The sequence below is a fragment of the Streptomyces mabaensis genome, assembly GCF_053763515.1.
This window is the reverse complement of sequence record NZ_JBSOPZ010000008.1, coordinates 105,207-131,200: the sequence shown is the minus strand read 5'-3', so window position 1 is coordinate 131,200 and position 25,994 is coordinate 105,207. Positions and strand designations below refer to the sequence as shown.

26 protein-coding genes and 1 pseudogene are annotated in these 25,994 nt (G+C 71.3%); 2 read left to right on the top strand and 25 right to left on the bottom strand.

The window, feature by feature from the left end:
- Positions 1 to 25: 25 nt before the first annotated feature.
- The 3 genes from pyrH to rpsB form a co-directional block, all read right to left on the bottom strand.
- Positions 26 to 802 carry a UMP kinase gene (gene pyrH / locus ACWV17_RS09465; protein ID WP_455355630.1) on the bottom strand — a complete coding sequence of 259 codons (777 nt, stop codon included), beginning with the start codon at positions 800 to 802 and terminating at the stop codon, positions 26 to 28.
- A gap of 156 nt (positions 803 to 958) precedes the next feature.
- Positions 959 to 1,795, bottom strand: a complete 837-nt coding sequence (tsf, locus tag ACWV17_RS09460; RefSeq protein WP_455355629.1) for a translation elongation factor Ts — start codon at positions 1,793 to 1,795, stop codon at positions 959 to 961.
- A 133-nt stretch (positions 1,796 to 1,928) separates the two neighbouring features.
- Positions 1,929 to 2,858, bottom strand: a complete 930-nt coding sequence (gene rpsB / locus ACWV17_RS09455) for a 30S ribosomal protein S2 (protein WP_455359279.1) — start codon at positions 2,856 to 2,858, stop codon at positions 1,929 to 1,931.
- Positions 2,859 to 3,135: 277 nt separating this feature from the next.
- Here rpsB and ACWV17_RS09450 point away from each other — a divergent pair, with 277 nt between their 5' ends.
- Positions 3,136 to 3,651 carry a peptidoglycan DD-metalloendopeptidase family protein gene (locus ACWV17_RS09450; RefSeq protein WP_455359278.1) on the top strand — a complete coding sequence of 172 codons (516 nt, stop codon included), beginning with the start codon at positions 3,136 to 3,138 and terminating at the stop codon, positions 3,649 to 3,651.
- A gap of 539 nt (positions 3,652 to 4,190) precedes the next feature.
- Here the strand turns inward: ACWV17_RS09450 and ACWV17_RS09445 are convergent.
- The 18 genes and pseudogenes from ACWV17_RS09445 to proS form a co-directional block, all read right to left on the bottom strand.
- Complete coding sequence (locus tag ACWV17_RS09445; RefSeq protein WP_455359327.1) at positions 4,191 to 4,748, bottom strand: TetR/AcrR family transcriptional regulator; 558 nt, start codon at positions 4,746 to 4,748, stop codon at positions 4,191 to 4,193.
- 74 nt (positions 4,749 to 4,822) lie between these two features.
- A complete protein-coding gene (whiG, locus tag ACWV17_RS09440) occupies positions 4,823 to 5,659 on the bottom strand; it encodes an RNA polymerase sigma factor WhiG (RefSeq protein ID WP_455355626.1) in 837 nt (278 codons plus the stop codon).
- 241 nt (positions 5,660 to 5,900) lie between these two features.
- On the bottom strand, positions 5,901 to 7,070 hold the full coding sequence (gene dprA, locus ACWV17_RS09435) for a DNA-processing protein DprA (RefSeq protein ID WP_455359277.1): 1,170 nt from the start codon (positions 7,068 to 7,070) through the stop codon (positions 5,901 to 5,903).
- A complete protein-coding gene (locus ACWV17_RS09430) occupies positions 7,067 to 8,695 on the bottom strand; it encodes a YifB family Mg chelatase-like AAA ATPase (RefSeq protein ID WP_455359276.1) in 1,629 nt (542 codons plus the stop codon). Before ACWV17_RS09430 ends, dprA begins: the two co-directional genes overlap by 4 nt.
- On the bottom strand, positions 8,695 to 9,072 hold the full coding sequence (locus ACWV17_RS09425) for a YraN family protein (protein WP_455355623.1): 378 nt from the start codon (positions 9,070 to 9,072) through the stop codon (positions 8,695 to 8,697). Before ACWV17_RS09425 ends, ACWV17_RS09430 begins: the two co-directional genes overlap by 1 nt.
- Positions 9,073 to 9,156: 84 nt before the next feature.
- Positions 9,157 to 9,465, bottom strand: a complete 309-nt coding sequence (locus ACWV17_RS09420) for a DUF2469 domain-containing protein (protein WP_003993268.1) — start codon at positions 9,463 to 9,465, stop codon at positions 9,157 to 9,159.
- A gap of 55 nt (positions 9,466 to 9,520) precedes the next feature.
- Entirely contained in the window at positions 9,521 to 10,033 is a 513-nt protein-coding gene (locus tag ACWV17_RS09415) for an NUDIX hydrolase (RefSeq protein WP_455359275.1), read from the bottom strand.
- Positions 10,023 to 10,757: a signal peptidase I gene (lepB, locus tag ACWV17_RS09410; protein WP_455359274.1), complete on the bottom strand. Its 735-nt coding sequence runs from the start codon at positions 10,755 to 10,757 to the stop codon at positions 10,023 to 10,025. Before lepB (ACWV17_RS09410) ends, ACWV17_RS09415 begins: the two co-directional genes overlap by 11 nt.
- A 50-nt stretch (positions 10,758 to 10,807) precedes the next feature.
- A complete protein-coding gene (gene lepB / locus ACWV17_RS09405) occupies positions 10,808 to 11,719 on the bottom strand; it encodes a signal peptidase I (RefSeq protein ID WP_455359326.1) in 912 nt (303 codons plus the stop codon).
- Between the two features lie 286 nt (positions 11,720 to 12,005).
- Positions 12,006 to 12,509: pseudogene (gene lepB, locus ACWV17_RS09400) on the bottom strand (signal peptidase I); the annotation flags it as partial.
- A gap of 178 nt (positions 12,510 to 12,687) precedes the next feature.
- Positions 12,688 to 13,368, bottom strand: coding sequence for a signal peptidase I (lepB, locus tag ACWV17_RS09395; protein ID WP_455359273.1), 681 nt, complete (start codon positions 13,366 to 13,368; stop codon positions 12,688 to 12,690).
- Positions 13,369 to 13,414: 46 nt separating this feature from the next.
- Complete coding sequence (rplS, locus tag ACWV17_RS09390) at positions 13,415 to 13,765, bottom strand: 50S ribosomal protein L19 (RefSeq protein ID WP_455355619.1); 351 nt, start codon at positions 13,763 to 13,765, stop codon at positions 13,415 to 13,417.
- Positions 13,766 to 13,898: 133 nt separating this feature from the next.
- Positions 13,899 to 14,720: a tRNA (guanosine(37)-N1)-methyltransferase TrmD gene (gene trmD / locus ACWV17_RS09385; protein WP_455355618.1), complete on the bottom strand. Its 822-nt coding sequence runs from the start codon at positions 14,718 to 14,720 to the stop codon at positions 13,899 to 13,901.
- Positions 14,720 to 15,262, bottom strand: a complete 543-nt coding sequence (gene rimM / locus ACWV17_RS09380; RefSeq protein WP_455355617.1) for a ribosome maturation factor RimM — start codon at positions 15,260 to 15,262, stop codon at positions 14,720 to 14,722. Before rimM ends, trmD begins: the two co-directional genes overlap by 1 nt.
- Positions 15,263 to 15,424: 162 nt before the next feature.
- Positions 15,425 to 15,664 carry an RNA-binding protein gene (locus tag ACWV17_RS09375; RefSeq protein ID WP_003980229.1) on the bottom strand — a complete coding sequence of 80 codons (240 nt, stop codon included), beginning with the start codon at positions 15,662 to 15,664 and terminating at the stop codon, positions 15,425 to 15,427.
- A gap of 2 nt (positions 15,665 to 15,666) precedes the next feature.
- Positions 15,667 to 16,113, bottom strand: coding sequence for a 30S ribosomal protein S16 (rpsP, locus tag ACWV17_RS09370; protein WP_455355616.1), 447 nt, complete (start codon positions 16,111 to 16,113; stop codon positions 15,667 to 15,669).
- A 187-nt stretch (positions 16,114 to 16,300) separates the two neighbouring features.
- Entirely contained in the window at positions 16,301 to 16,903 is a 603-nt protein-coding gene (locus tag ACWV17_RS09365; protein ID WP_455355615.1) for a hypothetical protein, read from the bottom strand.
- Positions 16,904 to 17,150: 247 nt separating this feature from the next.
- The gene (proS, locus tag ACWV17_RS09360) at positions 17,151 to 18,563 is read right to left on the bottom strand and encodes a proline--tRNA ligase (RefSeq protein WP_455359272.1); all 1,413 of its coding nucleotides are present in this window, start codon (positions 18,561 to 18,563) and stop codon (positions 17,151 to 17,153) included.
- Positions 18,564 to 18,737: 174 nt separating this feature from the next.
- Between proS and ACWV17_RS09355 the strand changes: the two genes are divergently transcribed.
- Positions 18,738 to 19,589 carry a class I SAM-dependent methyltransferase gene (locus tag ACWV17_RS09355; RefSeq protein ID WP_455359271.1) on the top strand — a complete coding sequence of 284 codons (852 nt, stop codon included), beginning with the start codon at positions 18,738 to 18,740 and terminating at the stop codon, positions 19,587 to 19,589.
- Between the two features lie 94 nt (positions 19,590 to 19,683).
- On the opposite strand, the gene ffh is transcribed toward ACWV17_RS09355, so the two are convergent.
- The 4 genes from ffh to ACWV17_RS09335 all read right to left on the bottom strand — a co-directional run bounded on the left by ffh (position 19,684) and on the right by ACWV17_RS09335 (position 25,855).
- A complete protein-coding gene (ffh, locus tag ACWV17_RS09350) occupies positions 19,684 to 21,234 on the bottom strand; it encodes a signal recognition particle protein (RefSeq protein WP_455355612.1) in 1,551 nt (516 codons plus the stop codon).
- A 417-nt stretch (positions 21,235 to 21,651) separates the two neighbouring features.
- The gene (locus tag ACWV17_RS09345) at positions 21,652 to 24,120 is read right to left on the bottom strand and encodes a [protein-PII] uridylyltransferase (RefSeq protein WP_455359270.1); all 2,469 of its coding nucleotides are present in this window, start codon (positions 24,118 to 24,120) and stop codon (positions 21,652 to 21,654) included.
- A 38-nt stretch (positions 24,121 to 24,158) separates the two neighbouring features.
- Entirely contained in the window at positions 24,159 to 24,497 is a 339-nt protein-coding gene (locus tag ACWV17_RS09340; protein WP_128977495.1) for a P-II family nitrogen regulator, read from the bottom strand.
- Positions 24,494 to 25,855: an ammonium transporter gene (locus tag ACWV17_RS09335; RefSeq protein ID WP_455355610.1), complete on the bottom strand. Its 1,362-nt coding sequence runs from the start codon at positions 25,853 to 25,855 to the stop codon at positions 24,494 to 24,496. Before ACWV17_RS09335 ends, ACWV17_RS09340 begins: the two co-directional genes overlap by 4 nt.
- Positions 25,856 to 25,994 lie beyond the last annotated feature (139 nt).

The following is a 25,994-nucleotide window of genomic DNA, read 5'->3' as shown; positions in this document are numbered from 1 at the left end:
TTGTGTGGGTGGGGAGGGTCTGGGATCAGGCCCGGGTGCCCTGGTCGCTCACGAGAGTGCCGATCTTCTCACCCTTGACGGCGCGCGCGATATTGCCCTCGGCGAGCAGCTCGAACACGAGGATCGGCAGCTTGTTGTCGCGGCAGAGGGTGATGGCGGTGGCGTCGGCGACCTTGAGGTCGCGGGCCAGCACCTCGCCGTACTCCAGCGCGTCGAACTTCACCGCGTCGGGGTTGGCCTTGGGGTCGGAGTCGTAGACCCCGTCCACGCCGTTCTTCCCCATGAGGAGCGCCTCGGCGTCGATCTCCAGGGCGCGCTGGGCGGCGGTGGTGTCGGTGGAGAAGTACGGCATGCCCATACCGGCGCCGAAGATGACGACGCGGCCCTTCTCCAGGTGCCGCACGGCGCGCAGCGGGATGTACGGCTCCGCGACCTGGCCCATGGTGATGGCGGTCTGTACGCGGGAGTCGATGCCCTCCTTCTCCAGGAAGTCCTGGAGGGCGAGGCAGTTCATGACCGTACCGAGCATGCCCATGTAGTCGGAGCGGGCCCGGTCCATGCCGCGCTGCTGGAGCTCGGCGCCGCGGAAGAAGTTGCCGCCGCCGATGACGATCGCGATCTCCGCGCCGTCCCGGACGACAGCGGCGATCTCGCGGGCCATGGCGTGGACGACGTCGGGGTCGACGCCCAGACCACCGCCGCCGGAGAAGGCCTCACCCGACAGCTTCAGCATGAAGCGGCGGGCCTTCGTGTGGTCGCTCTTGTGGTCGGAAGCCTTGTGGTGGTCCGCGCCCTGATTCATGGAGATCTCCTCGTGCACATACGAAGAAGGCCATTGCCGGTGGGTCCTTGCGTTCCCTCTGCGGCAATGGCCTCCTCGTCAGATCTGCGGTCGCCCTGCGCATGCGCGGCGACTGCTTCAGACCCTATCGGGGTCCTCGGTCGATCGCGTACGGACTCAGATGCCGACCTTGATGCGCGTGAAGCGCTTCAGGGAGACACCGGCCTCGTCCAGGACCTTCTGGACCGACTTCTTGTTGTCCTTGGCGAACGCCTGCTCCACCAGGACGACGTCCTTGAAGAAGCCGTTGACCCGGCCTTCGACGATCTTCGGCAGGGCGGCCTCGGGCTTGCCCTCTTCGCGCGAGGTGGCCTCGGCGACGCGACGCTCGTTCTCGACCGTCTCGGCCGGGACCTCGTCACGGGTGAGGAACTTCGGCGAGAACGCGGCGATGTGCTGCGCGACGTCCTTGGCGACCTCGGCGTTCTCCTTGTCCAGCTCGACCATGACGCCGATCTGCGGCGGCAGGTCGGGGTTGGTGCGGTGCATGTACGTGGCGACGTAGCCGCCGGAGAACTGCGCGAAGCGGTCCAGGACGATCTTCTCGCCGAGGTTGGCGTTGGCCTCGTCGACGTAGGCCTGGACGGTCTTGCCGGCCTCGATCTCGGAGGCGAGCAGCGCCTCGATGTCGGCCGGGGAGGTCGCGGCGACGTGCGCGGCGAGCTTGTTGGCGACGGCCTGGAACTTCTCGCCCTTGGCGACGAAGTCGGTCTCGCACTTCAGCTCGACCAGAACGCCAGAGGTCTTGTCGTCGGAGATGACGGAGACGACCGCGCCGTTCTCGGCAGAGCGGCCCTCGCGCTTGGCGACGCCCTTCTGACCCTTGACGCGGAGCAGCTCGACGGCCTTGTCGACGTTGCCCTCGGCCTCGTCCAGCGCCTTCTTGCAGTCCATCATGCCGGCGCCGGTGAGCTCACGGAGCTTCTTGACGTCAGCGGCGGTGTAGTTCGCCATGATCTGTGAATCTCTCTCAGAAGTCGTAGATCTACGGGTGGACGGCGGGGGCGGCGCTCATGGCACCGTCCCCGCCGTCGTCAGCCGTGCTGAGGTCGTCCGGGAAGCACACCCCCGGACGGCTCGCGCTGGGTCAGGCCTGCTCGGCGTCCGCGGCCGGGGCCTCGGCGGCGGGGGCCTCGGCGGGCTTGTCGGCAGCGGCCTCGGCCGGAGCCTCGGCGGCCTTGTCCGACGCGTCGTCGGCCTTCTCGTCGGCCTTCTCCTCGGCCTTCTCGTCAGCCTTCTTGTCGCCCTCGAGGAGGTCGCGCTCCCACTCGGCGAGCGGCTCGCCGGCGGCCTTCTCGCCCGGCTTCGAGTCGCCGGTGGCGACGCCGGAGCGGGCGATGAGGCCCTCGGCGACGGCGTCAGCGATCACGCGGGTGAGCAGGGTGACGGAGCGGATCGCGTCGTCGTTGCCCGGGATCTTGTAGTCGACCTCGTCGGGGTCGCAGTTGGTGTCGAGGATCGCGACGACCGGGATGTGGAGCTTGCGCGCCTCACCGACGGCGATGTGCTCCTTCTTGGTGTCGACGATCCAGACGGCGCTGGGCACCTTCTGCATCTCGCGGATACCACCGAGGGTCTTCTCCAGCTTGGCCTTCTCGCGCGAGAGCACGAGAAGCTCCTTCTTGGTCAGACCCGAGGCCGCGACGTCCTCGAAGTCAATCGCCTCGAGCTCCTTCAGACGCTGAAGGCGCTTGTAGACGGTGGAGAAGTTGGTGAGCATGCCACCCAGCCAGCGCTGGTTGACGTACGGCATGCCGACGCGCGTCGCCTGCTCGGCGATGGCCTCCTGGGCCTGCTTCTTGGTGCCGACGAACATGATGGAGCCGCCGTGCGCGACGGTCTCCTTGACGAACTCGTAGGCGCGGTCGATGTACGACAGCGACTGGAGCAGGTCGATGATGTAGATGCCGTTGCGCTCGGTGAAGATGAAGCGCTTCATCTTCGGGTTCCAACGGCGGGTCTGGTGACCGAAGTGGACGCCGCTTTCCAGCAGCTCCCGCATCGTGACGACGGCCATGGCCGTACTCCTTGAGGTGCTCGGTTGTCGCGCCCGCCGGACGGCGGTCGCGCCTGACGCCCCGACGCGCCGTGCCGCAAGGGACCGAGGAGCGCGGCCACCGGCTGTGAGGGCCAGGTGGCGGGGCGTGCGAAGTCGACCCGGTGACCCGGATCGCCACAAGAAGTGTACGGGACCCGGACGGTGCCGGGTGACGAGGCTGTCCACAACGAGTGAGTTGCCCACAGATACGGACCAAGATCCACACGGATCCGGGTCGCCGCCCAGTCTGGACGGCATGCGCATCCTGTCGATCGTGACGCTGTTGCTGCTCGGCCTCCTGCCGGCGACCGCGCCGGCCGCCGCGCCGGCCCCGCCGGTGCCGCGGGTCCCCCCGGTGCCGCTGGTGGTCGTACGCGGCTGGGACCCGCCCCCATCACCGTACGCGGCGGGCCACCGCGGGGTGGACCTGGCGGCCGCGCCGGGCACGGAGGTACGGGCCGTGGCGGCGGGCCGCGTCTCCTTCTCCGGCGTCGTGGCGGGCCGCGGCGTGGTGTCCATCGCCCTGACCGGTACGGGCGACCCGCCGCTGCGCACGACGTACGAACCGGTACGCCCCCTGGTTGCCCGGGGCGAGGAGGTGACGCCCGGCCAGGTGGTGGCGGTCCTGACCGCCGGCCCGTGGCACTGCCCCCAGGCCTGCCTCCACTGGGGCCTGCGCCGCGAGACGGAGTACCTCAACCCCCTGTCACTCCTCCACCAGGGCCACTCCCGCCTCCTCCCGATCTTCGACATCCCAGCCCCCGGCGCGTGACGTCCGGAGGCCGGAGGCCCCGGGAGGCGAGACGCGGACCGGGCGCACGTAGGGGGCCGCCCGGCCGACAGCGGGGCGGGAGGACCGACCCGCGCACCAGCCAGCGTGCCGAAGCGCCGGGCGCCGCGCAGAGAGCAGCGGACGGAAGCACCAAGCGCCGGCAGGGCAGCGGGCCGAAGGGCCGGGCGCAGCGCAGCCGGCCAAAGGACCCGGCCCCGCTCGGCGGGCCGAACGACGTGCAGGGGCCCGACGCCGCGCAGCGGACCGGACAACGGATAGGCGGCCGGACGCCGTGTGAGGGGCGGACGACGCCCAGCAAGCAGCGGACGGAAGGACCAAGCGCCAGCAGCAGGCAGCGGGCCGAAGGGCGGGCGGGCAGCGCAGCCGGCCGAAGGACCCGGCGCCGCGCAGCGGGCCGAAGCGCCGGGCGGCGCGCAGCGGGCGGCCGGCGCTGTGAGGCCGGCGGCGCGCAGCGGGTGGCTGGGCTGGGGGCTGGGGGCCTGCCCCCAGTTTCGGGAAGGGGCGGGTAGGGGAACGGGTCAGCCGCGGACGCCCCGGAGGGCCATCCGCACCGCCGCGTCGGTGATCTGCCCCGGATCCTCCGCCGCGCCGAGCTCGATCCGGCGGACCGCCGCGTCCACGACGCCCTGGAGCAGCATCGCCGCAAGCCGCGGCTGCTCATGCCCGAGCGCGCGCAACGCCTCGCCGATCATCGCGACCAGCCCCCCGTGCGCGGCACGGATCTTCTCCCGCGCGCCGGCGTCCAGCTCGCTCGCCGAGATCGCGACGACCGCCCGGTGCCGGCGGTCACCGACGAGCGCCAACTGCCGCCGCACATACGCCTCGATCTTGCCCTCGGGCGACTCCGCCGCCTCCATCGCGGCCTCGACCTCGGCCGCCCAGACGGGAAAGTCGACCGCGCACAGCTCCTCGACCACGGCCGCACGCGAGCGGAAGTACTCGTAGACCGAGGACCGGGCCAGCCCGGTGCGCTCGGCGAGGGCGGGGAACGTCAGCGCGTCCGTTCCGCCCTCGGACAGCAGGGAACGCGCGGCGTCCAGCAGGGCGCCGCGCTGCATCGTCCTGTGCTCGGCCACGGAGGCCGCTCGAATCCTGGGCACGCGTCCACTTTACGGAAGCACCGCCCCCACGACGACGCGGCAGGGACGATTCAGCGTCCGACATCCGCCAGCTTCGCCCGCAGCTGCAGCACCGACTTGGTGTGGATCTGGCTGACCCGGCTCTCCGTGACGCCGAGCACGTTGCCGATCTCGGCGAGGGTGAGGCCCTCGTAGTAGTAGAGCGTGACCACGGTCTTCTCCCGCTCGGGCAGCGTATTGATGGCCCGAGCGAGCAGCCGCCGCAGCTCGCGGTCCTCCGCGACCTCGACCGGATCGTCGGCCGCGGTGTCCTCGAGTGTGTCCATGATGCTGAGCCGGTCGCCGCCCTCTCCGCCGACGTGCAGCAGCTCTTCCAGGGCCACGACGTTCGCCAGCGACAACTGGCTGAAAACCGCGTGCAGTTCTTCGAGCCCGATTCCCATCTCGTCGGCGACTTCGCTCTCGCTGGGCGTGCGCCGCAGCTGCGCCTCCAGCGTGGCGTACGCCCGCTCGACCGCCCGCGCCTTCTGCCGGACCGAGCGCGGGATCCAGTCCAGGGCCCGGAGTTCGTCGATCATCGCGCCCCGGATCCGGGTGATCGCGTACGTCTCGAACTTGATGGACCGTTCGATGTCGAACTTCTCAATGGCGTCGATGAGCCCGAAGACGCCGGAGGACACGAAGTCCGCCTGCTCGACGTTGGCCGGCAGCCCGACACTCACGCGGCCCGCCACGTATTTCACCAACGGCGAGTAGTGCAGGATCAGCTGCTCGCGCAGCCGCTCGTCGCCCGTGGTCTTGTACGACCGCCACAACTCGTCGAGCGACGAGGGTGCGGGAGGCCGCACGCTGCCGCGGGCAGCGGGGGGCACTGCGGCGCGGTCAGACCCGGAGGTGTGCTGGGGCATGCGTTGCCTTGAGCCGTTCTGCTGTGATCCGAGTGGGGACTTGTGGCTGGGGCGGAATCCTCGTGAGCGTAGCGTGACTGGAAGGTCGCAGTGCGCGAAGGGTATGGGATCGTACCGGCAGGACGCGGCGCGCGGGCCGCACCCGCGCAGCGCGGCCGTGGCCATGTGCGCAGGCCCGCGAGGTGGCACCGAAAGGACCGGACATCTCATCGGGATCACCCTTTCACCGGATCGCCCCAGGTCAAGAACCGCCTCGCCGCTCGATCGGGGCGTGTATCGCCAGAGGCGTCAACTGCCAGTTGTCGCCGTGTCGTTCGACGAACCCCAGCGAGTGAAGTTCGTACAGCTTGCCGATGGTCTCGTCGGTGGTCGTTCCGGCGCCCAGGGCGGCTTCCCGCGCCCCGACGGGCCGCCCGCGTGGTAGCGCTTCGAGGACCCGGGCGGCGACGGGATCCAGCAGGTCCCGGGGCAGCACGGGTCCCCGGCGGGCCGGGGCGAGCTCGCCGATGTCGCCGACCAGTTCGATCACCTCGGCGGCATCGGTGACCAGGACGCCCTCTCCGCGCAGGAGTTCGTGCACACCGGCGGAGAGTCCGCTGGTGGCTGGCCCCGGCACGCCCATGGTGAAGCGGCCCAGCTGCTGCGCGCTGCGCGCGGTGACCAGCGAGCCGCTGCGGTACTCGGCCTCGACGACGACCGTGCCCCGGGTCAGCGCGGCGATCACGCGGTTGCGGAGGATGAACCGGCTCGGCGTCGGGTGCGCGCCCGGCGGCAACTCGCCGATGACCAGACCCTGTTCCGCGATCCGGCCGATCAACTCGGCGTGCCCGCGCGGATAGCCGACGTCCACCCCGCACGCCAGTACGGCGACCGTGGCCCCGTCCGCCGCCAGCACGCCCCGGTGCGCCGCGCCGTCCACCCCGAAGGCCGCCCCCGAGACCACCACCCAGCCCCGCTCGGCGAGCCCGGTGCCGAGCACCGCCGCCATGTGCGCCCCGTACGGCGTGCAGGCCCGCGCGCCCACGACGGCCACGGACCGCAGCGCCCAGGTCCGCAGGCCGGCCCGCCCCCGCACCCAGAGTCCGACCGGCCGGGCGTCGCCGAGGTCGTCGAGCTGCCCCGGCCACTCCAGGTCGCCCGGGCAGATGAAGCGGCCGCCGACGGCCTCCACGCTCAGCAGGTCCCGCTCGGGAACGGCCGCCGCCGCCCGTATCCGGTAGCCGCCGAGCCGCTGCTCCCCCACTCCCCCGAGCGGTCCCTCGGCTCTCTCGTGGGAGGTGAGCCTGCGCATCAGCTCCACCGGGCCGAGCTCCCGCAGCCAGCGCCCGCCGTGCTCGTCCCCCGGCTCCAGGACCCGGGTGAGCGCCGCCCGCGCCAGCCGCTCCGCATCAGCCACCCGGTCCCGGGTCATGCGTCTCCTCCCACCGGCAGCGGCACCCCGCGTGCGATCCCGGTGCGCAGTTCCAGCGCGGCGCCGACGTCGTACGCGTCGGGACGGGCCTTCCCGGCGAGGTCCGCCACGGTCCAGGCGACCCGCAGCACCCGGTCCAGGCCGCGCGCCGTGAGGAGTCCGCGCTCGAGGTCCCGCTCGGCCGCCATCAGCGCTCCGGGAGCGGTCTGCCAGCGGGTGCGCAGCTCGTGGCCCGGTACTTCGCTGTTCGTGGTCCACGGGGTGTCCGCCAGCCGTGCGGCCGCTCGCGCTCGGGCCTCCCGCACCCGGGCGGCGACCTCGGCCGTGGACTCGCCGCGCCCGCCCCGGCCCATCAGGTCCGAGCGGTTGACCGGCTCGACCTCGACCCGCAGGTCCACCCTGTCGAGCAGCGGGCCGGACAGCCGTGCCTGGTAGCGGCGGATCACGGAGGCGGGGCATTCGCATCCCGAGCCGTGCAGCGTGTGGCGGCCACAGGGGCACGGATTCGCCGCGAGGACCATGAGAAAGCGGGCGGGCAGCCGCACGACTCCGGCACTGCGGGCGACGACGACATGGCCCGACTCGAGCGGCTGGCGCAGCGCGTCCAGGGCCCGGCCGCTGAATTCCGGCGCCTCGTCGAGGAAGAGGATTCCCCGGTGTGCCAGCGAGACCGCTCCCGGCCGGGGCAGCCCGTTCCCTCCGCCGACGAGCGACTGCATGGTGGCGGAGTGGTGCGGGGCGCAGTAGGGCGGGGTACTGACCAGGGGCTCGCCGGGCGGCAGCATGCCCGCCACCGAATGGACGGCCGTCACCTCCAGGGACTCCTGCTTGGTGAGGGGCGGCAGGATGGCCGGCAGCCGCTCGGCAAGCATCGTCTTGCCGGCCCCTGGCGGACCCGACAGGAACAGGTGGTGCCCCCCGGCGGCGGCGACTTCCAGTGCCTGGCGGGCCGCCCGCTGCCCGGCGACGTCCGCGAGGTCCGGCCGGTGCCCGTCGCCTTCCTGCCGCGGCCCGGCCAGTCCCGTACCGACCCCGGCTCCGGGCACCATCAGCCCGGCGAGCATGGAGTCGGGCCGGCCCTCCTCCGGGGCGGCCGTCTCGTCCGGAACCGTGGAGCCGGTCAGTACGGCGATGAGCTGCCGCAGGCTCCGGACGCCCAGCACCGAGACCCCGGGCACCAGGGAGGCCTCCGCCGCGGTCTTCTCCGGCACGACCACGTGGCGGTACCCGGCGTCGGCCGCGGCGAGCACGGCGGGCAGGATGCCGCGCACCGGCCGGACCCGGCCGTCCAGGCCCAGCTCCCCGATCATGACGAGATCGGCGATCTCCTTCGGGTCGATCTTCTCCGCCGCCCCGAGGACCGCGCAGGCCACAGCAAGATCGAAACCCGACCCGCCCTTGGGTACGGAGGCCGGGCTCAGCCCCACGGTGAGCTTCTTCTGCGGCCACTCGGCGCCCGAGTTCACCACGGCCGCCCTGACCCGGTCCCGGCTCTCGACCAGGCTCTTGTCCGGCAGCCCCACCAGCGTGAAGGCGGCGACGCCCGGTTCCAGATCGGCCTGGACCTCCACCACCACGCCCTCGACGCCCACCAGCGCCACCGAGCACGCACGGGCGAACCCCATCAGGCCACCCCCCGGGCGTGTTCGACCACCGGCGCGCCGCGCCGCGGCAGCAGTACCCCCACGAGGTCGATCCGCACCCCGCCCGGCGGCGGGCCGCCGTGGTCCTGCAGCCAGCGCTCGGCCAGCCGTCTCAGCCGCGCCGCCTTCACCGGTGTGACGGCCGCCATCGGATGCTCGAACGGGCCGGCCCTGCGGGTCTTGACCTCGCAGACGACCAGCGCGTCGCCGTCCCGGGCCACGATGTCGATCTCTCCGGCCCGGCACCGCCAGTTGCGCTGGAGCACGGTCATCCCGGCCTCAGCCAGCAGCCGGGCTGCCAGGTCCTCGCCGTACCGTCCGAGCGCGCGCTGTGCGCTCTGTGCTCGCTGTGCGTCCATGTCGGCACCACCTCCGGCACCGACTCTGACGCACCCGCCGCCCACTAGTGGATCTTGGTGGACAACTCACCGGTTGTGGATAACTCACCCACTCGGAAGTTCGAGATCGCTCTTGTTGAGCTCCTCGATATTCACGTCCTTGAACGTGAGCACACGCACCTGCTTGACGAACCTGGCCGGCCGGTACATGTCCCAGACCCATGCGTCGGCCATCGAGACCTCGAAGAACACCTCACCCTGGACCGAGTGCACCTGCATCTCGTAGTCGTTCGTGAGGTAGAAACGCCGTTCGGTCTCGATCACGTATTTGAACAGCCCGACGACATCGCGGTACTCCCGGTAGAGCTTCAGCTCCATCTCGGTCTCGTACTTCTCGAGGTCCTCGGCGCTCATGGCATGTTCCCCTTCAGCCGTGCGTCCCCCTATTGTGCGCCAGCCCCGTGCGCCCCTAAACGATTTCAGGGGCCAGGACCACCGGCTCACCCGGAGGACCCTCGTCGAGCAGCGTGCGGAGCAGCTCGGCGAGTCTGGTCGGGTACACCGTCTCATGTGCGGCGGACAGTTCTTCGGAGGTCCACCACCTGAGGCCCTTGAGGCTGCGGCGCTCCAGCTCGGTGTGCCCGGCCGCCTCGAAAACCGTCGCGGTCAGCGTCTGCGAGGTCCGGGCCAGGAAGTACCACTCGTCCTGGTGCCAGCGCCGCCCGTCGAACGGAAAGGAGCAGATCCGGCGCCAGAGCACGGGCCCGAGGTCGACCTCGGTGATCCCGGTCTCCTCCGCCAGCTCGCGCAGCGCGGCCTCCGCACGGCTCTCGCCGGCCTCCAGCCCGCCCCCCGGGGTGAACCACCAGGTGTCCGACGGGTCGCCCGGCTCGTACCCGTGCAGGAGCAGAATGCGGTCCTCCGGGTCCAGCAGGACGACCCGCGCGACCTTCCTCGGCCCGGCCGGCTGCTCAGCGGGCACCGGCCCGCTCCCGCCGCCGGCGCCCCGCTCGCTTCGCCAGCGGCCCGTACGCCGCCCCGCCGAGGATCAGCACCGCGCCGGCCACGACCGAGGCCGTCACCAGCCGTACCGGCCCGGGCTGCGAGACTCCGCCGGGCAGCTCCGCGAAGGCCTGCGGGCGGTCGATCGTCTTGCCGAGCGGCCAGGCCGTGGCGTCGACCCGCGCACTGACCGCGCTGCGCGGTACGGATCCCTCCCCCGCCTCCTCCAGGTGCACCCGGGAGTCCAGCGAACCGCTGCGCTCGTCGCCCAGGAGGAACAGCTTGCCCTCGGGGACCTTGGCTTCGAAGGCGGTCGTCGAGGCCCGGACCTGGCCGCGCAGATACGGTTCCTCAAGCGCCTTGCCGTTGAGCGTCAGCTTGCCGTCGCTACCGCAGCACGCGACGGTGTCGCCGCCGATCCCGACGACCCGCTTCACCATCGGCATGTCACTCCACACCGAGTCGGTGAAGACCACGACGTCGCCGCGCCTGACCTCACTGCCGTCTATCCGCTCCGCGAGCACCCGGTCCCCGGCGTTCACGGTCGGCGTCATGGAATCGGTGGGCACGGTGTACGGCTGGTACACGATCGCTCCCCAGACGAACCCGCCGAGGAAGAGCACACAGCCGACGGCCACGGCCAGCCCCGACAGCACACTGCCGAGACGGCCCCGGCCGCCGCCCGTACGTCCTGTTCCGCTCATCCCAGCGCCCTCACATCCGGAGTCGACACTCGCTGATCCGAGTGGGAACCCTACCCGGCGGTACGCGCGCCGGTCAGCCTCCGCCGGCGCCACATCACCAGGGGCACCGCTCCGGCCACGCCCAGTGCGCCCGCCGGCGCCATCGAGGCGGCGGCGGCCAGCCCCGGCTGGTCGAAGGTGTCCGGGACCGGCAGCGTCGCCCAGCGGTTGACCGGCCAGGCCACCACGACGGCCCGTCCCACGACCTTGTCGACCGGGACGAAGCCCTCGTTGGCGTCCTCGGTGTGGTAGCGGGAGTCCAGCGAGTTCTGCCGGTGGTCACCCATCACCCAGATCTTGCCCTCGGGCACCTTGAGCGGTCCGAAGGGGCTGTCGTCGCAGGGGGTGTCGCCGGGGTAGATGTACGGCTCGTTCAGCGCCTTCCCGTTGACCTTGACCGGACCGCCCTTCTTGCACTCGACGGTGTCGCCGCCGATCGCGATGGTCCGCTTGATCAGGTCCTTCTCCTCGGCCGACGGCATCAGGCCGATGAAGCTCAGAAACTTCTGCACCACGTTCGGTTCCGGGGTGGGCTCGCCGTCCAGCCAGCCGCCCGGGTCGTGGAACACCACGACCTCGCCCCGCTCGGGCTCTCCGCCGAACCACGGCGTCAGCTTGTCGACCAGCACCCGGTCACCCCGCTGCAGCGTGTTCTGCATCGAGTCGGAGGGGATCGAGAAGGCCTGCACCAGGAAGGTCTTGATCAGCAGCGCCAGCAGCAGGGCGATACCGATGAGAAGGGGCAGCTCCTTCCAGAAGGAACGCTGCTTCTTCGCGTCACCGTCACGCCCGCCGGTCCCGGCCGGATCCCCGTCCGAACCGGCCGCCGCGCTCGCGGAGGAATCGCCGGGCTGATCGGGCTGATCGGGCTGATCGGGCCGTCCCTCGGGTTCGTCGCGTCCGGATCGTGCGCCGACCGCCAAATCCCCCACATCCACTCCTCAATCCGTGCCACCGCCCGCATCGGAGACGATGCAGGCCCACCACTCCCATAACGAGCGGGAGTTCCGCAGGGCTCGGGAGCCGGATCATCGAGTTCAGATCCTGAGAAGACACACTATTCGACGGGCCAGGCGCCGCCGTCACGCCGCTGCGCCCATCGGGCACCGACGCGTACGTCTGACGCTCCTCCAGCTGCCGCCAGTGACCGACCGGCCAGGCGATGACGACCGCTCTCCCGACCACCTCCTGCTCCGAGACCGTCCCCTGAAACGCCTCGTCGAGGTGGAACCGGGAGTCGGCCGAGTTGGCGCGATGGTCCCCCATGACAAAGAGCCGCCCGGGCGGCACCCGCACATCGAACCTGATCTCGGAGGGACGGTTTCCGGGGTTCACGTACGGCTCGGTGAGGGGCACGCCGTTGACGGTGACCCGACCGTCCTTGTCGCAGCACTTGACCTCGTCGCCCCCGACCGCGACGACCCGCTTGATCAGGTCCTGCTCGTCCTCCGACGGCAGCAGACCGATGAAGGTGAGGACCTGCTTGATCTGCTTGAGGCCCACCGGGTCGTCCTTCGGCTTCGTCTGCTCCTCCTCCAGCCAGCGGCCGGGGTCCTTGAAGACGACGACGTCCCCGCGCTGCGGTTTGGAGCCGAACCAGGGCGTCAGCTTGTCCACCAGGACCCGGTCGCCGATCCGGATGGTCTGCTCCATCGAGCCCGACGGGATCACGAACGCCTGCAGGAGGAACGTCTTGAGGACCAGTGCGATCATCAACGCCACGGTTATCAGGATCGGGATCTCTTTCACGGCCGACCTGCGCCGCCGCCGCTTGACCCGGCGTGCGAGCTTGCGCCGCTCGGCCCGTCCCGGCAGGACCGGTCCCGTCGTCGGCCGGTCGCCCGTCGGCAGCCGGGTGTCCGCGCTGTGGTGCGCGCGAGGCCGTCCGCGGTTACCCATGGGCTCCGCCCAGTGGTCGTACCCCGTCGAAGGCCGCAGGTCTGTCGAGCGACGCCCACCGGCTGAACGGCCAGCCGATGCAGTCAGCCCGCCCGATCACCTTGTCGACCGGAACCACGCCGCCGCCCGGCTCCCCGAGATGGTCCCGCGAGTCACGCGACTGGGCGCGGTGGTCGCCCATGACCCAGAGGGTCTCCAGGGGCACCACGATGTCGAACGGCACCCGGGACGGGACATCGCCCGGGAACAGGTATGCCTCGTCGACCGCCACTCCGTTCACGTGGACCCTCCCCTGCCTGTCGCAGCAGACCACCCGGTCGCCGCCCACGCCGACCACGCGCTTGACGAAGTCCGCGTCGGCCGGCTCTCCCTGGACGAAGGACCCTGCGCCGTCGAAGACCACGACATCGCCGCGCCGCGGCTCCGCACCGAAACGGTACGCCAGCTTGTTGACGAGTACCCGGTCCCCGACCTGAAGGGCGGGTTCCATCGAACGGCTGGGGATCAGGAAGGGCTGTACGACAAAGGTACTGATGAGCAGCAGGAGAGCCGTGCCCACAACTCCGCCCGCCAGCGCCCTGCGCCAGGACAGACGCGCGAAGCGCGACCCCTCCGCCGTCCCCTCGGGGCGGGCGGAGTGGTCGCGCTTCGTGAGTTCAGCTTCGGTGTCCATCGGGCCCAGAGCCTATCCGGCCCGTCCTGTGGACCCGGGCGCAAGCTCAGTTGTCGCGCTTCTCCTTGATCTTCGCGGCCTTGCCGCGCAGGTCACGGAGGAAGTACAGCTTGGCGCGGCGGACGTCACCGCGGGTGACGAGCTCGATCTTCTCGAAGATCGGGCTGTGCACCGGGAAGGTGCGCTCGACGCCGACGCTGAAGGAGACCTTGCGGACCGTGAAGGTCTCGCTGATGCCGGAGCCCTGGCGGCGGATGACGACGCCCTTGAACTGCTGGATACGGGAGCGGTTGCCCTCGATCACGCGGACGTGGACGTTGACGGTGTCACCGGCGCGGAAGGCCGGGAGGTCGCTGCGCAGCGAGGCGGCGTTGACGTCGTCGAGCAGGTGAGACATGTTCTTCGTCTGCTTTCTTCGCACGATGCCACAGGTCATCGGGCGGGAGTTCGTGTGAGATTCGGGTGCCGCTCCGCCGGGCGGGCGTCTTTCCCCCTGTGGCAGGGGCGCACGCCGGACGTACAGCAGCGGCCTATTCTTCCACGGCCTCCGGCCTGCGCCAAAATCGGCCGTCGGGGCTCGGCCGCCAGCCGAGGATGCTGAGCATCTCCCGGTCCTTCTTGTCGAAGGCGGACGCGTCGCACCGCTCGATCAGGTCCGGCCGGTTGAGGGTCGTACGGCGGAACGCCTCGTCCCGCCGCCAGCGCGCGATCTTCCCGTGGTGGCCGCTGAGCAGGACCTCGGGGATCGTACGGCCGCGCCACTGCGGGGGCTTGGTGTAGACGGGCCCCTCCAGCAGGTTGGCCATCTCGCCGGGCGCGAAGGAGTCGTCGCGGTGCGATTCGGCGTTGCCGAGGACACCGGGCAGCAGCCGGGCGACGGCCTCGGTGATCACCAGGACCGCGGCCTCTCCGCCGGCCAGCACGTAGTCGCCGATGGACACCTCGTACACCGGTGCCCGGGTCGCGTACTCGTCGATGACGCGCCGGTCGATGCCCTCGTACCGGGCGGGCGTGAAGACCAGCCAGGGCCGCTCCGACAGTTCGACCGCGAGTTCCTGGGTGAACGGGCGACCGCTGGGGGTGGGCACCACGAGGACCGGGCTGTGCGCCCCCGCCTCGTAGCCCGAGGCCAGGACGTCGTCGAGCGCCTCGCCCCACGGTTCGGTCTTCATGACCATGCCGGGGCCGCCGCCATAAGGGGTGTCGTCGACCGTGTTGTGCCGGTCGTACGTCCATTCCCGCAGGTCGTGCACGTGTACGTCGAGCCGGCCGCGGGCGCGCGCCTTGCCGACGAGCGAGACGTTCAGGGGCTCCAGGTACTCGGGGAAGATCGTGACGACATCGAGCCGCATCAGTCTTCGTCCCCGGACGAGTCGATCACCGCACGGTCGTCGATCAGCCCGGGCGGCGGGTCGATGACCGCCCGCTGGGCCTCCAGGTCGATCTCGGTCACGATCTCCTCCACGAAGGGGATCATCACCTCGCTGCCGTCCGCCCGCTCCACGATGAACAGGTCCTGGGACGGCAGATGCGCGATCTCGGTGATCCGGCCGACCTCGGTGCCGTCGGCGAGGACGACGTCCAGGTCCATGAGCTGGTGGTCGTAGTACTCGTCGGGGTCCTCCGGCATGTCCTGCGGGTCCACGTCTGCGATCAGCAGCGTGTTCCGGAGGGCCTCGGCGCCCGTACGGTCCTTGACGCCCTCGAAGCGCAGCAGCAGCCGGCCGCTGTGCACCCGGCCGGTCTCGATGGTCAGCGGCCCGACGGAGGCGGGTTCGGTGGCGAGCACGGCGCCCGGCCCGAGCCGCAGCTCCGGCTCGTCCGTACGTACCTCGACGGTGACCTCGCCCTTGATCCCGTGGGCACGGCCGATCCGCCCGACTACCAACTGCACTCTGGACCCCTCTTTGCGGCTGAACCGCCGCCGCTCTCGCGGAGTTGGTTGATCTCCGTCGTGGTTACTCAATTGATGGTTGCGGACGACTGATGGTCCGGGACGACAAAGGCCGGGGCGGACCCAAGGGCCCTCCCCGGCCCGTGCCGGTGTTCAACTTGTTCAGCGGACCTGGTCCACGTCGACGAGGTCGACGCGGATGCCACGGCCGCCGATGGCGCCCACGACGGTACGCAGAGCGCGTGCGGTGCGGCCGTTGCGGCCGATCACCTTGCCGAGGTCATCGGGGTGGACCCGGACCTCGAGCACACGCCCGCGGCGCAGGGTGCGCGAGGCGACCTGCACATCGTCCGGGTTGTCGACGATGCCCTTCACGAGGTGCTCGAGAGCCTCCTCGAGCATGCTCAGGCCTCGGTCGACTCGGTGGACTCGCCGGCCTCAGCCGCCTCGTCCGCCTTCTTGTCGGCCTTCTTCGCCTTCGGGGTGATGGCCTCACCCTTCGGCTCGCCGCCCTCGAGGCCCTTGGCGAACTCGTCGAACGCAGCGCGCTTGTCGGCCTTGGGCTCGGCGACCAGCAGCGGCGCCGGGGCCGGCAGGCCCTTGTGCTTCTGCCAGTCACCGGTGAGCTTGAGGATCGCGAGAACCGGCTCGGTCGGCTGCGCGCCGACGCCCAGCCAGTACTGCGCGCGCTCCGAGTCGACCTCGATGCGCGACGGGTTCTGCACCGGGTGGTACAGGCCGATCTCCTCGATGGCCCGGCCGTCACGGCGGGTACGGGAGTCGGCGACGACGATGCGGTAGTGAGGCGAACGGATCTTGCCCAGACGCTTCAGCTTGATCTTGACTGCCACGGAAGTGGTGTCTCCTGGTCTTGACGTGGTTGGGCACAACAAGATGCCACGTGGGGTTGCGGTACTCGGGTGCCCGATGGACGCGTCAGCCGGAGGCGAGAGGGTTCCTGTGCGGCTGTCGAGTACAGCTAGTCATTGTGCCACACACCTGCGGCGCGCCCCTACGCCGCGTCCCTGCCCCGCGCCGCTACCTCGCGGCCGCCACGGCGCCCACGGCTTCCGGGATGCGGAACGGCTTGCCGCAGCCGCCGCAGACAATCGGCGCCTGGGCGAGTACGGACGGGACGACCCGCACATTGCGCCCGCAGTCGCAGACCGCCTTCACCCGGACGCCGCCTCCGGACGAGCCGTGCCGGGCGGCTGGTCCGCGGAAGCTGCGCTTGGTGTCGGCGGCCGTCGCCGCGGTGTGCGCCTTGAGGGCCCGCTGCAGCCGTTCCATCGTCGGCCGGTAGCGCTTCTTGGCCTCGGGATTGAGCGTGACCAGCGAGAAGCCGCTACTGGGGTGCGGCTCCTCGGAGTGGTCGAGCCCCATCTCCTCGGCGATCGCCAGGAATCTGCGGTTGTGGTAGCGGCCGGCGCGCGAGGTGTCGCGGACCCCCCGGGCGGCGGCGATGCCATGGACTGCCTCGTGAAGCAGTCGTTCGAAGGAGAGCTCGGCGCCGCAGGCGGACGAGGACTCTCCGATCAGGGACTCGGGCGCGGCAAGGTCCGGCAGCTCGGGGTGGTACCGCTGAATATCGGCCCACGCCCCTGCCAGCTCTGCGGCGAGAACAGGTGGTGTCGTGCTCACGTCGTGACAACGAGCCGGGGGGCCCCGGTGTTCCGATTCCGGGCATCCCAAATAATTTGCACGTACCCGTCAGTTGCCGCTAGTGCGTCGTGACGAGGGCGGGTGCGCCGATCTGCGGAGAAGTCGCGCAGCTCGCACCAAGCCGGTGCGTACCGGCGCATACGCCCCGGCGCGTAGCGGAAGTGCGCACGCCGGGGCGGCAGTTGCTCCCGGTACGGCCGGGGCACGGCCACCTGGCCAGTAGCCGTCAGTAGGCGCGCGCCACAATGGCGACAGTACCCGGCGCGTCATCGGCCTCCGGCACCGACCCGTCCTCCGCGACGAGGCACCGTACGGACACGGCCTGCTCGGCGAGCTCGGCCTCGCCCTCCGGGCCGAGATCGGCCCACGGGATACGGGCCCAGCCGCCGGCGACCGCGGCCTCCGCGGCCTCCCCGATGGTGCGTACGTCGCTGGTGCGGGACTCGCGGCGCTCGCGCGACTCGCGGAGCAGCTGCGCCTGGTCCTCCTCCAGCATCTTGGGCAGCAGGTCGGCGAGCACGTCGAGCTGTACGGGCGTCTTTCCTCCCGGGATGCGGCGGGCCAGCATCGCGGTGCCCGCCTCCAGGTCGCGCGGGCCGACCTCGATCCGTACCGGAACGCCCTTGAGCTCCCAGTCCACCGCGCGCCGGCCGAAGGGGGTGTCGGTGCGGTCGTCGACCTGGACGCGCAGACCCGCGGCCTTCAGCCGGTCGCCGATCTCGCGCACCTTGGCGACCGCCTCGTCGCCCTTGATGGCCATCACGACGACCTGGACGGACGCGAGGCGCGGCGGGACGCGCAGCCCGTTGTCGTCGCCGTGAGACATGATCAGACCGCCGACCATACGGGTCGACGTGCCCCACGAGGTCTGCCAGGCCAGCTCCTGCTTTCCGTCCCTGGACAGGTACGTGGTGTTGAAGGCCTTGGAGAAGTTGGTGCCGAGTTCGTGGCTCGTACCCATCTGCAGCGCCTTGCCGTCGCCCATCATGCCTTCGAGGGTGAGGGTGTTGATGGCGCCGGCGAAACGCTCCCTGACGGTCTTGCGGCCGAGGACGACGTCGATGCCGAGGACGTTCACCATGAAGTCGGCGTAGACGTTGCGGTGGATGTGCGCCGCGTAGTCGCGGGCGTCCTCGTAGGTGGCGTGCGCGGTGTGGCCCTCCTGCCAGAGGAATTCGGTCGTTCGGAGGAAGACGCGCGGGCGCATCTCCCAACGGACCACGTTCGCCCACTGGTTGATGAGGAGCGGCAGGTCCCGGTAGGACTGCACCCACTTCGAGAAGTACTCGTTGATGATCGTCTCGGAAGTGGGCCGGACGACGACCGGCTCCTCCAGCTCCTTGCCGCCGCCGTGCGTGACGACGGCCAGTTCGGGCGCGAAGCCCTCGACGTGCTCGGCTTCCCTGGTCAGGTACGACTGCGGGATGAAGAGCGGGAAGTACGCGTTCTGGGCGCCGGCGTCCTTGATGCGGGCGTCCATCTCCTGCTGCATCCGCTCCCAGAGCCCGTAGCCGTACGGGCGGATGACCATCGTGCCGCGGACCGGGCCGTTGTCGGCCAGCTCGGCCTTGTTGATCAAGTCCTGGTACCAGCGGGGGAAGTCGTCCGCCCGGGGCGTGAGAACGGGAGCCTTTGCCATGGCGCGAATGGTACGGCTCCGGCGCCCGCGGGCGTGAATCGCTCCGCTCCACTGGACGCGGGCGCGAATGCGGAGTTCCCTGGCATACGGGGGGAGATTCGAGCGCACACATACAACGGGGGCCTGTCCATTTTCGGGGCACAGCTGACCTCTCGGCGGATTGGGGCGCTTTCTATGACACCTACGCTCGTCCGGCACCACCCGGTCGCGGCGGCGGCTTCCGGCAGGGAGTCGGCTGCGCGGGCCCGTGACTGGGCCGAGATCCAGGAGCGGATGCTGGTGCCGCTCTACGAAGCGGTGTACGAACGGCTGGAGGTCGGCCGTGACACCCGGCTGCTCGGCCTCGACTGCGGCTCCGGGCTCGCTCTGCTGATGGCCGCCTCCCGTGGCGTTCGGGTGACGGGCGTCGACGCGGACGGCGAACGCCTCGCGCTGGCGCGCGAGCGGCTTGCGCCGGAGCGCACCGGGGGCGCACCCGAGGAGTCCGCGCGCCTGGTGCAGGGGGGACCCGCCGACGCGGCGGATCCCGGCAGTGCCACGTACAACCTCGTGACCGCTTTTCAGCCGATCGGCTGCGCGGCCGGCGACACCGAAGGACTGATACCCGCGCTGGAGACCGCGGCCGGGCTGGCGGAGCGCGGCAGCACGGTGGTACTGGCCGGCTGGGGCCCGCCGGAACGCTGCGCCACCTCGGCGGTCCTGCGGGTGGCGACCCGGCTCTCCGACCGGGTGCGCACGCCCGGCGGGTGGCGGCCGGCGCTCCGGGACGACCTGGAGGACGTGGCCCAGCAGGCCGGACTGAAACCGGACGGCTCGGGCCGGGTGGCGTGCCCGTTCGGGTACGCGGACCTGGTGAGCGCGATACGGGGGCTGCTGTCGACCGGCCTGTTCGAGGCGGCCCGGCGGGCCACCGACCAGGCGCAGGTGGAGAAGGAGCTGACCGAGGCGCTGCATCCGCATGTGCGGCGCGACGGCACGGTGTGGATGCCGAATGTCTTCCGCTATCTGATCGCGCGTACGCGCTGATCCCGCGTACGCGCCGGGCAAGCGAAGGAGCCCACACCCCCGCGGGGGTGTGGGCTCCTTCGCGTTCGCGTTTGCGTGACCAGGGTCGCGGGTCTCAGCCCATGAACTTCTTGAACTCGTCGGGCAGTTCGAAGTCCTGAGCCTGCTGCCCGGCCGGGAGGCCGAACGCGCCGCCCGACTGCGCCGCCTCCTCGCGGCGCGCGGCCGCGGCCTGCTCCTCGGCCTTGCGCTTCATCGGGTTGCCGCTCTTGCGCTTGCCCTTGGCCTGCTTCTGCTGCTTCTTCTGCCGGCCGGGGCCGCCACCCATGCCCGGCATCCCGGGCATACCCGGCATTCCGCCGCCCTGAGCCATGCGCGACATCATCTTGCGTGCCTCGAAGAACCGCTCCACGAGGTTCTTCACCGCGCTGACGTCGACACCCGAGCCCTTGGCGATGCGGGCCCGGCGCGAGCCGTTGATGATCGTCGGCTCGTGGCGCTCGGCCGGTGTCATCGACTTGATGATCGCCGCGGTGCGGTCCACGTCCCGCTCGTCGAGGTTGTTGATCTGGTCCTTCATCTGCCCCATGCCGGGCAGCATCCCGAGCAGCTTCGAGATCGACCCCATCTTCCTGACCTGCTCCATCTGAGCCAGGAAGTCGTCGAGCGTGAACTCCTTGGGGCCCTTCGCCAGCTTGGCCGCCATCTTCTCGGCCTCGGCCTGGCTGAAGGTCTGCTCGGCCTTCTCGATCAGGCTGAGCATGTCGCCCATGCCGAGGATGCGGGACGCCATGCGGTCCGGGTGGAACGCGTCGAACTCGTCCAGCTTCTCGCCGTTGGAGGCGAACATGATCTGGCGGCCGGTGACGTGCGCGATCGAGAGGGCGGCGCCGCCACGCGCGTCGCCGTCCAGCTTGGCCAGCACCACGCCGTCGAAGCCGACGCCGTCGCGGAACGCCTCGGCCGTGTTGACCGCGTCCTGGCCGATCATCGCGTCGACGACGAAGAGCACTTCGTCGGGGCTGACGGCGTCGCGGATGTCCGCGGCCTGCTGCATCATCTCGACGTCGATGCCGAGGCGGCCGGCGGTGTCGACGACGACGACGTCGTACTGCTTGGAGCGGGCGTACTCGATGGAGTCCTTGGCGACCTGGACCGGGTCGCCGACACCGTTGCCGGGCTGCGGGGCGTACACGGCGACGCCGGCGCGCTCCGCGACCACGCTCAGCTGGTTGACGGCGTTGGGGCGCTGGAGGTCACACGCGACGAGCAGCGGGGCGTGGCCCTGGCTCTTCAGCCAGAGGCCGAGCTTTCCGGCAAGCGTCGTCTTACCGGCACCCTGCAGGCCCGCGAGCATGATCACGGTCGGAGCGGTCTTGGCGAACCGGAGCCGACGGGTCTCGCCACCGAGGATGCCGACGAGCTCCTCGTTGACGATCTTGATGACCTGCTGGGCGGGGTTCAGCGCCTGCGAGACCTCGGCACCGGCCGCCCGCTCCTTCACCTGCTTGATGAAGGCCCGGACCACGGGAAGCGCGACGTCCGCCTCGAGCAGGGCGATACGGATTTCCCGTGCCGTGGCGTCGATGTCCGCCTCGGACAGGCGGCCCTTGCCCCGGAGGCTCTTGAAAGTCGCTGCGAGGCGGTCGGAGAGAGTGTCGAACACGGCGGTCGCGAATCCTCGGGTCGGGGGGCAGTCTGACGAACGTCCCCCAGGGTATCTGCCCGTTCTGCGAACCGGAGTCCCTCCCGGTTTCCGGACGGCATCACGGGGGCGCCGGGGCGAGGTTTTCCCCTGACCCGCCCCTTCCCGAAACCGGGGGCAAGCCCCCGGCCCCCGGCTGCGCCCGCTCCGCGGCGCGGGTGCGCTCCGGGGCGTCGGGTGCCTCGGAGCGCACCGGACGGCCATCCGCCCCCCTGCGCGGCGCGGGGCGCCTGCGCCCGCGGGCTCCGCAGGCCGGGGCGGGCACAGCACGCCGGATGCCCCGCCGCGCCGGCAGGGCTCTCGGCGTGCTGCGCCCCCATAGCCAGGCGCCGCGGCACTGGCGGAGACTGCGCCCCCGTCGCAAGGGGCCGGAGGCCGTCAGGCGCGCAGGGCCTGTTCCACCGTGGCCGCTACTTCCGTTGCGGCCGGCTCCGGGAGGGGGGCGCCCTCCGGGTCCGTGACATAGAACGCATCCACCGCGTTCGCGCCCAGCGTGCTGACGTGCGCGCTGCGGACGCGTACCTGCGACGACTCCAGTGCCCGGCCGATCCGGTGCAGCAGTCCCGGCGCGTCCTGGGCCCGTACCTCGATCACCGTCGCCAGCTTCGACGCCGTCGGCGCGACCGTCACCCGGGGTGGCGGCGCCGCCACTCCGCGCCGCCGCGGGTAGGCCGCCTCGCGCTCCGCCAGCCGTGCGGGGATGTCCAGCGAGCCGTCCAGCGCCCGGACCAGGTCCGCCCGCAGGCGGGCCGGCTGCGGCAGCGAGCCGAACTCGGCGGCCACCCGCCAGGTCAGCAGCAGCACCCCACGCGTGCCCCCGCTGGCTCCCAGCTCCCCCGGCAGTTCGACGGACCGCAGGTCCGCCGCGCGTACGGTCAGCCGGTGCAGCGCGAGGACGCCCGCCGCGGCCGGCAGGACCCCCGGCTGGTCCGGTACGGCGATGAGCAGCTCCACGCCGACCGGTTCCGGTTCACCGCCCTGCGGGGCCTCCGACTGGGCGTGCAGCGCCAGGACGGCCTCCCCGGTGCGGTGCGCCTCGATCGCGAGGCGTTCCTGCTCCGCGCTCGGGGCCACCTCGTCGGGCTCGGGCGGCTCGTCACCGGCCAGCACCGCCGCGACCCGGGCGACCAGGTCGGCGACGAGCGACCCCCGCCAGGTGCTCCACGCCGCCGGCCCGGTGGCCAGCGCGTCAGCCTCGGTGAGGGCGTGCAGCAGTTCCAGCGTCCCGACCGACCCCACGGCCGAGGCCACCGCGCGTACCGTCGCCGGATCGTCGAGATCCCGCCGGGTGGCGGTCTCGACGAGCAGCAGGTGGTGCCGTACCAGCGCGGCGAGCACCGCCACGTCGTGCTGGTCGAAGCCGATCCGGGTGGCCACGTCGCGGGCGATGACCTCCCCGGCGACGGAGTGGTCCCCGGGCCATCCCTTGCCGATGTCGTGCAGCAGCGCCGCGACCAGCAGCAAGTCGGGGCGGCCGACCCGCCGGGTCAGCGAGGAGGCCCGTACCGCCGTCTCCACCAGGTGCCGGTCCACGGTCCAGGTGTGTACGGGATTGCGCTGCGGCCGGCACCGGACCCGCTCCCAGTCCGGCAGCAGCCGGGTGATCAGGCCCTCAGCCTCCAGCGCCTCCCACACGGCGACGGTCGGCTCACCCGCGCCCAGCAGGGTGACGAGCTGCTCGCGCGCCTCGGCCGGCCAGGGCACGGGCATCGGCCGTACGGTGGCGGCCGCGCTGAGCCGCCGGACCGCGTGCAGCGACATCGGCAGCCCGGACTGCGCGGCGGCCGCGGCGGCGCGCAGCGGCAGTACGGGGTCGCGTTCGGGCCGGGCGGCGAGGGCCAGTACGACCTCGCCGTCCTGCTCGACGACCCCCTCGGCGAGCGGTGCACGCTCCGCGGGAGCCTTCGGCCCGCCGCCGAGCAGGCTGCGCAGCCGGGGCCGGGCCGACCGGGCGCGCAGCACCCGTGTCACCTCGCGCCAGGTGACGTCACTGGCGTACGAGACGGTGCGCGCCGCCTCGTACACCTGGCGCAGCAGCGCGTCGCCGTCGAGCAGGCCGAGCGCGGCCGCGACCTGTTCCTGCTCCTGGAGGGCGAGCCGGTCGGTGGCCCGGCCGGTGGCGAGGTGCAGCGCGTCCCGGGTGTCCAGCAGCTGCCGGCGCGCCTCCGCCAGCCCCTCGCGCGGGGCGTCGGCGAGCCAGGACGCGGCGACGGCGCGCAGCGCGGTGGCGTCCCGCAGCCCGCCGCGGGCCTCCTTCAGGTCGGGCTCCAGCAGGAACTGCAGCTCGCCCTGGCGCTCGGCCCGGTCGAGGCACAGCTCGTGCAGCTGGGGCAGCCGCTTCGGTGCCTGGTTGCGCCAGTCGGCGAGTACGGCCGTCCGCAGCCCGGCGCTGAGCGCGTGGTCACCGGCGACCGGCCGGGCGTCCAGAAGCCCCAGCTGGACCTTCAGGTCCTCGCCGGCGGTCTTGCGCGCCTCCGCGGGCGTCCGTACGGAATGGTCGAGGTCGAGTCCCAGGTCCCAGACCGGGTACCAGATCCGGTCCGCCAGTGACGCGAGCGCGCCCGCGTCGGCACTGCCGTCGTGCAGCAGGAGCAGATCGAGGTCGCTGCGCGGGGACAGTTCGCCCCGCCCGTACCCGCCGACGGCGACCAGTGCCGCGCCGCGTACCCCCGTCTCCCGCACTGCGCCCGTGAACAGCGCGGACAGCCAGTCGTCGGTCAGCCCGGCCAGCCCGGAACGGCGCGGCGGCCCGGACCGCGACTCCTCCTGGAGGAGTCGCAGCCGGGCCGCCGCATAACCGCTGGGGGCCGAGTCTGCTTCGCTCTTGGTCTCTTCGAGGCTCGTCACCCAGTAGCTCCCGTTCCCCGTTCCGTCCTCGGACGTCCTCAGAGCGCGTCCGGGCCGCGCTCGCCGGTCCGGACCCGGACCGCCGTCTCGACCGGCACGCTCCACACCTTGCCGTCACCGATCTTGCCGGTACGGGCCGCCTTGACGACGACCTCGATGAGCTGTTCGGCGTCGTCGTCCTCGACCAGCACCTCGATGCGGATCTTCGGTACGAGGTCGACGGTGTACTCCGCACCCCGGTAGACCTCGGTGTGGCCGCGCTGCCGTCCGTAGCCGCTGGCCTCCGTGACCGTGAGCCCGTGGACGCCGAAGGCCTGCAGGGCCTCCTTGATCTCGTCCAGCCGGTGCGGCTTCACGACTGCGGTGATGAGCTTCATGCGTCCACCTTCTTGTTCTGCGGCACGGCAGCCGCGTCCTGGACCTGGGCGGTGGCGGCCGTGCTCCGCGAGGACGAGCCGCCGCCGGCTCCGCTGAAGTCGTACGCGGTCTCGGCGTGCTCGACCTGGTCGATGCCGGAGACCTCGTCGTCCTCGGTGACCCGCATCCCGATCGTCTTGTCGATCAGGAGGGCGAGGACCGCGGATGCGACCAGAGAGTAGGCGAGGACCGCGAAGACACCGATGGCCTGCTTGCCGAGCTGCTCGAGCCCGCCGCCGTAGAAGAGGCCCGCGACGTCGGACTGCACACCGCCGGTGGCGAAGAAGCCGACCAGGAGCGAGCCGGCGATGCCGCCGACGAGGTGGACGCCGACGACGTCGAGGGAGTCGTCGTATCCGAACTTGTACTTCAGGCCCACGGCCATGGCGCACAGGACACCGGCGATGGCGCCGACGGCGATCGCGCCGAGCGGGCTGACCGCGCCGCCGGACGGGGTGATCGCGACGAGTCCCGCGACCGCGCCGGACGCGGCGCCGAGCGTGGTGAAGGAGCCGTGGCGCAGCTTCTCGTAGGCGAGCCAGGCGAGCATCGCGGCGGCGGTGGCGACCTGCGTGTTGACGAACATCACGGCGCCGACGCCGTCGTCGTTGCCCAGCCAGGAGCCGGCGTTGAAGCCGAACCAGCCGAACCACAGCAGCGCGGCACCGAGCATCACCAGCGGGAGGCTGTGCGGGCGCATCGGGTCCTTCTTGAAGCCGATGCGCTTGCCGATGACGAGGATCACGCCGAGGGCGGCGGCACCGGCGTTGATGTGGACCGCCGTACCACCGGCGAAGTCGATGACGCCCATCTCGAAGAGCCAGCCGCCGCTGCCCCACACCCAGTGGGCGACGGGGAAGTACACGACCGTCGCCCAGAGCGCGACGAACAGCGCCCAGGCGGTGAACTTCACGCGGTCGGCGAGGGCGCCGCTGATGAGGGCGGGGGTGATGATGGCGAACATCAGCTGGAACACGGCGAACACGTAGATGGGGATGGTGTAGCCGTCCCACAGCTGGGTGATGCCGATGCCGCTGAGTCCGACGAAGTCGGAGGACCAGCCGATGAGGCCGGCCGAGTCGGTGCCGAAGGCGAGGCTGAATCCGTACAGCACCCACAGGATCGTGACGATCCCGAGGCTGATGAAGCTCATCATCAGCATGTTGAGGCTGCTCTTGACGCGGACCATGCCTCCGTAGAAGAAGGCCAGGCCCGGCGTCATCAGCATGACCAGGGCGGAGCAGATGAGCATGAACCCGGTGTTGGCGGCAGACAGCTCGGGGGCGTCTGCGGCAAGCGTCGTGATGCCTGGGGGCATCGGCGTCTCCTCGTCGTCGGTACGGCCGCGTGCGGGCGGAGCGTTTCGACCTGCGGCTGAAGGGGGGCGGGCCGGTTATGCGCCATGAGGTTGCAGCAGCGCGGTTTCCGTCGATGCCGCACGATGTTTCGCGCCAGTG

Coding starts and splice junctions, on each gene's coding strand:
- pyrH (WP_455355630.1), bottom strand. CDS start 802: ATGAATCAGGGCGCGGACCACCACAAGGCTTCCGACCACAAGAGCGAC.
- tsf (WP_455355629.1), bottom strand. CDS start 1,795: ATGGCGAACTACACCGCCGCTGACGTCAAGAAGCTCCGTGAGCTCACC.
- rpsB (WP_455359279.1), bottom strand. CDS start 2,858: ATGGCCGTCGTCACGATGCGGGAGCTGCTGGAAAGCGGCGTCCACTTC.
- ACWV17_RS09450 (WP_455359278.1), top strand. CDS start 3,136: ATGCGCATCCTGTCGATCGTGACGCTGTTGCTGCTCGGCCTCCTGCCG.
- whiG (WP_455355626.1), bottom strand. CDS start 5,659: ATGCCCCAGCACACCTCCGGGTCTGACCGCGCCGCAGTGCCCCCCGCT.
- dprA (WP_455359277.1), bottom strand. CDS start 7,070: ATGACCCGGGACCGGGTGGCTGATGCGGAGCGGCTGGCGCGGGCGGCG.
- ACWV17_RS09430 (WP_455359276.1), bottom strand. CDS start 8,695: ATGGGGTTCGCCCGTGCGTGCTCGGTGGCGCTGGTGGGCGTCGAGGGC.
- ACWV17_RS09425 (WP_455355623.1), bottom strand. CDS start 9,072: ATGGACGCACAGCGAGCACAGAGCGCACAGCGCGCGCTCGGACGGTAC.
- ACWV17_RS09420 (WP_003993268.1), bottom strand. CDS start 9,465: ATGAGCGCCGAGGACCTCGAGAAGTACGAGACCGAGATGGAGCTGAAG.
- lepB (WP_455359274.1), bottom strand. CDS start 10,757: ATGAGCGGAACAGGACGTACGGGCGGCGGCCGGGGCCGTCTCGGCAGT.
- lepB (WP_455359273.1), bottom strand. CDS start 13,368: ATGGACACCGAAGCTGAACTCACGAAGCGCGACCACTCCGCCCGCCCC.
- rplS (WP_455355619.1), bottom strand. CDS start 13,765: ATGTCTCACCTGCTCGACGACGTCAACGCCGCCTCGCTGCGCAGCGAC.
- trmD (WP_455355618.1), bottom strand. CDS start 14,720: ATGCGGCTCGATGTCGTCACGATCTTCCCCGAGTACCTGGAGCCCCTG.
- ACWV17_RS09375 (WP_003980229.1), bottom strand. CDS start 15,664: ATGCTCGAGGAGGCTCTCGAGCACCTCGTGAAGGGCATCGTCGACAAC.
- proS (WP_455359272.1), bottom strand. CDS start 18,563: ATGGCAAAGGCTCCCGTTCTCACGCCCCGGGCGGACGACTTCCCCCGC.
- ACWV17_RS09355 (WP_455359271.1), top strand. CDS start 18,738: ATGACACCTACGCTCGTCCGGCACCACCCGGTCGCGGCGGCGGCTTCC.
- ACWV17_RS09340 (WP_128977495.1), bottom strand. CDS start 24,497: ATGAAGCTCATCACCGCAGTCGTGAAGCCGCACCGGCTGGACGAGATC.
- ACWV17_RS09335 (WP_455355610.1), bottom strand. CDS start 25,855: ATGCCCCCAGGCATCACGACGCTTGCCGCAGACGCCCCCGAGCTGTCT.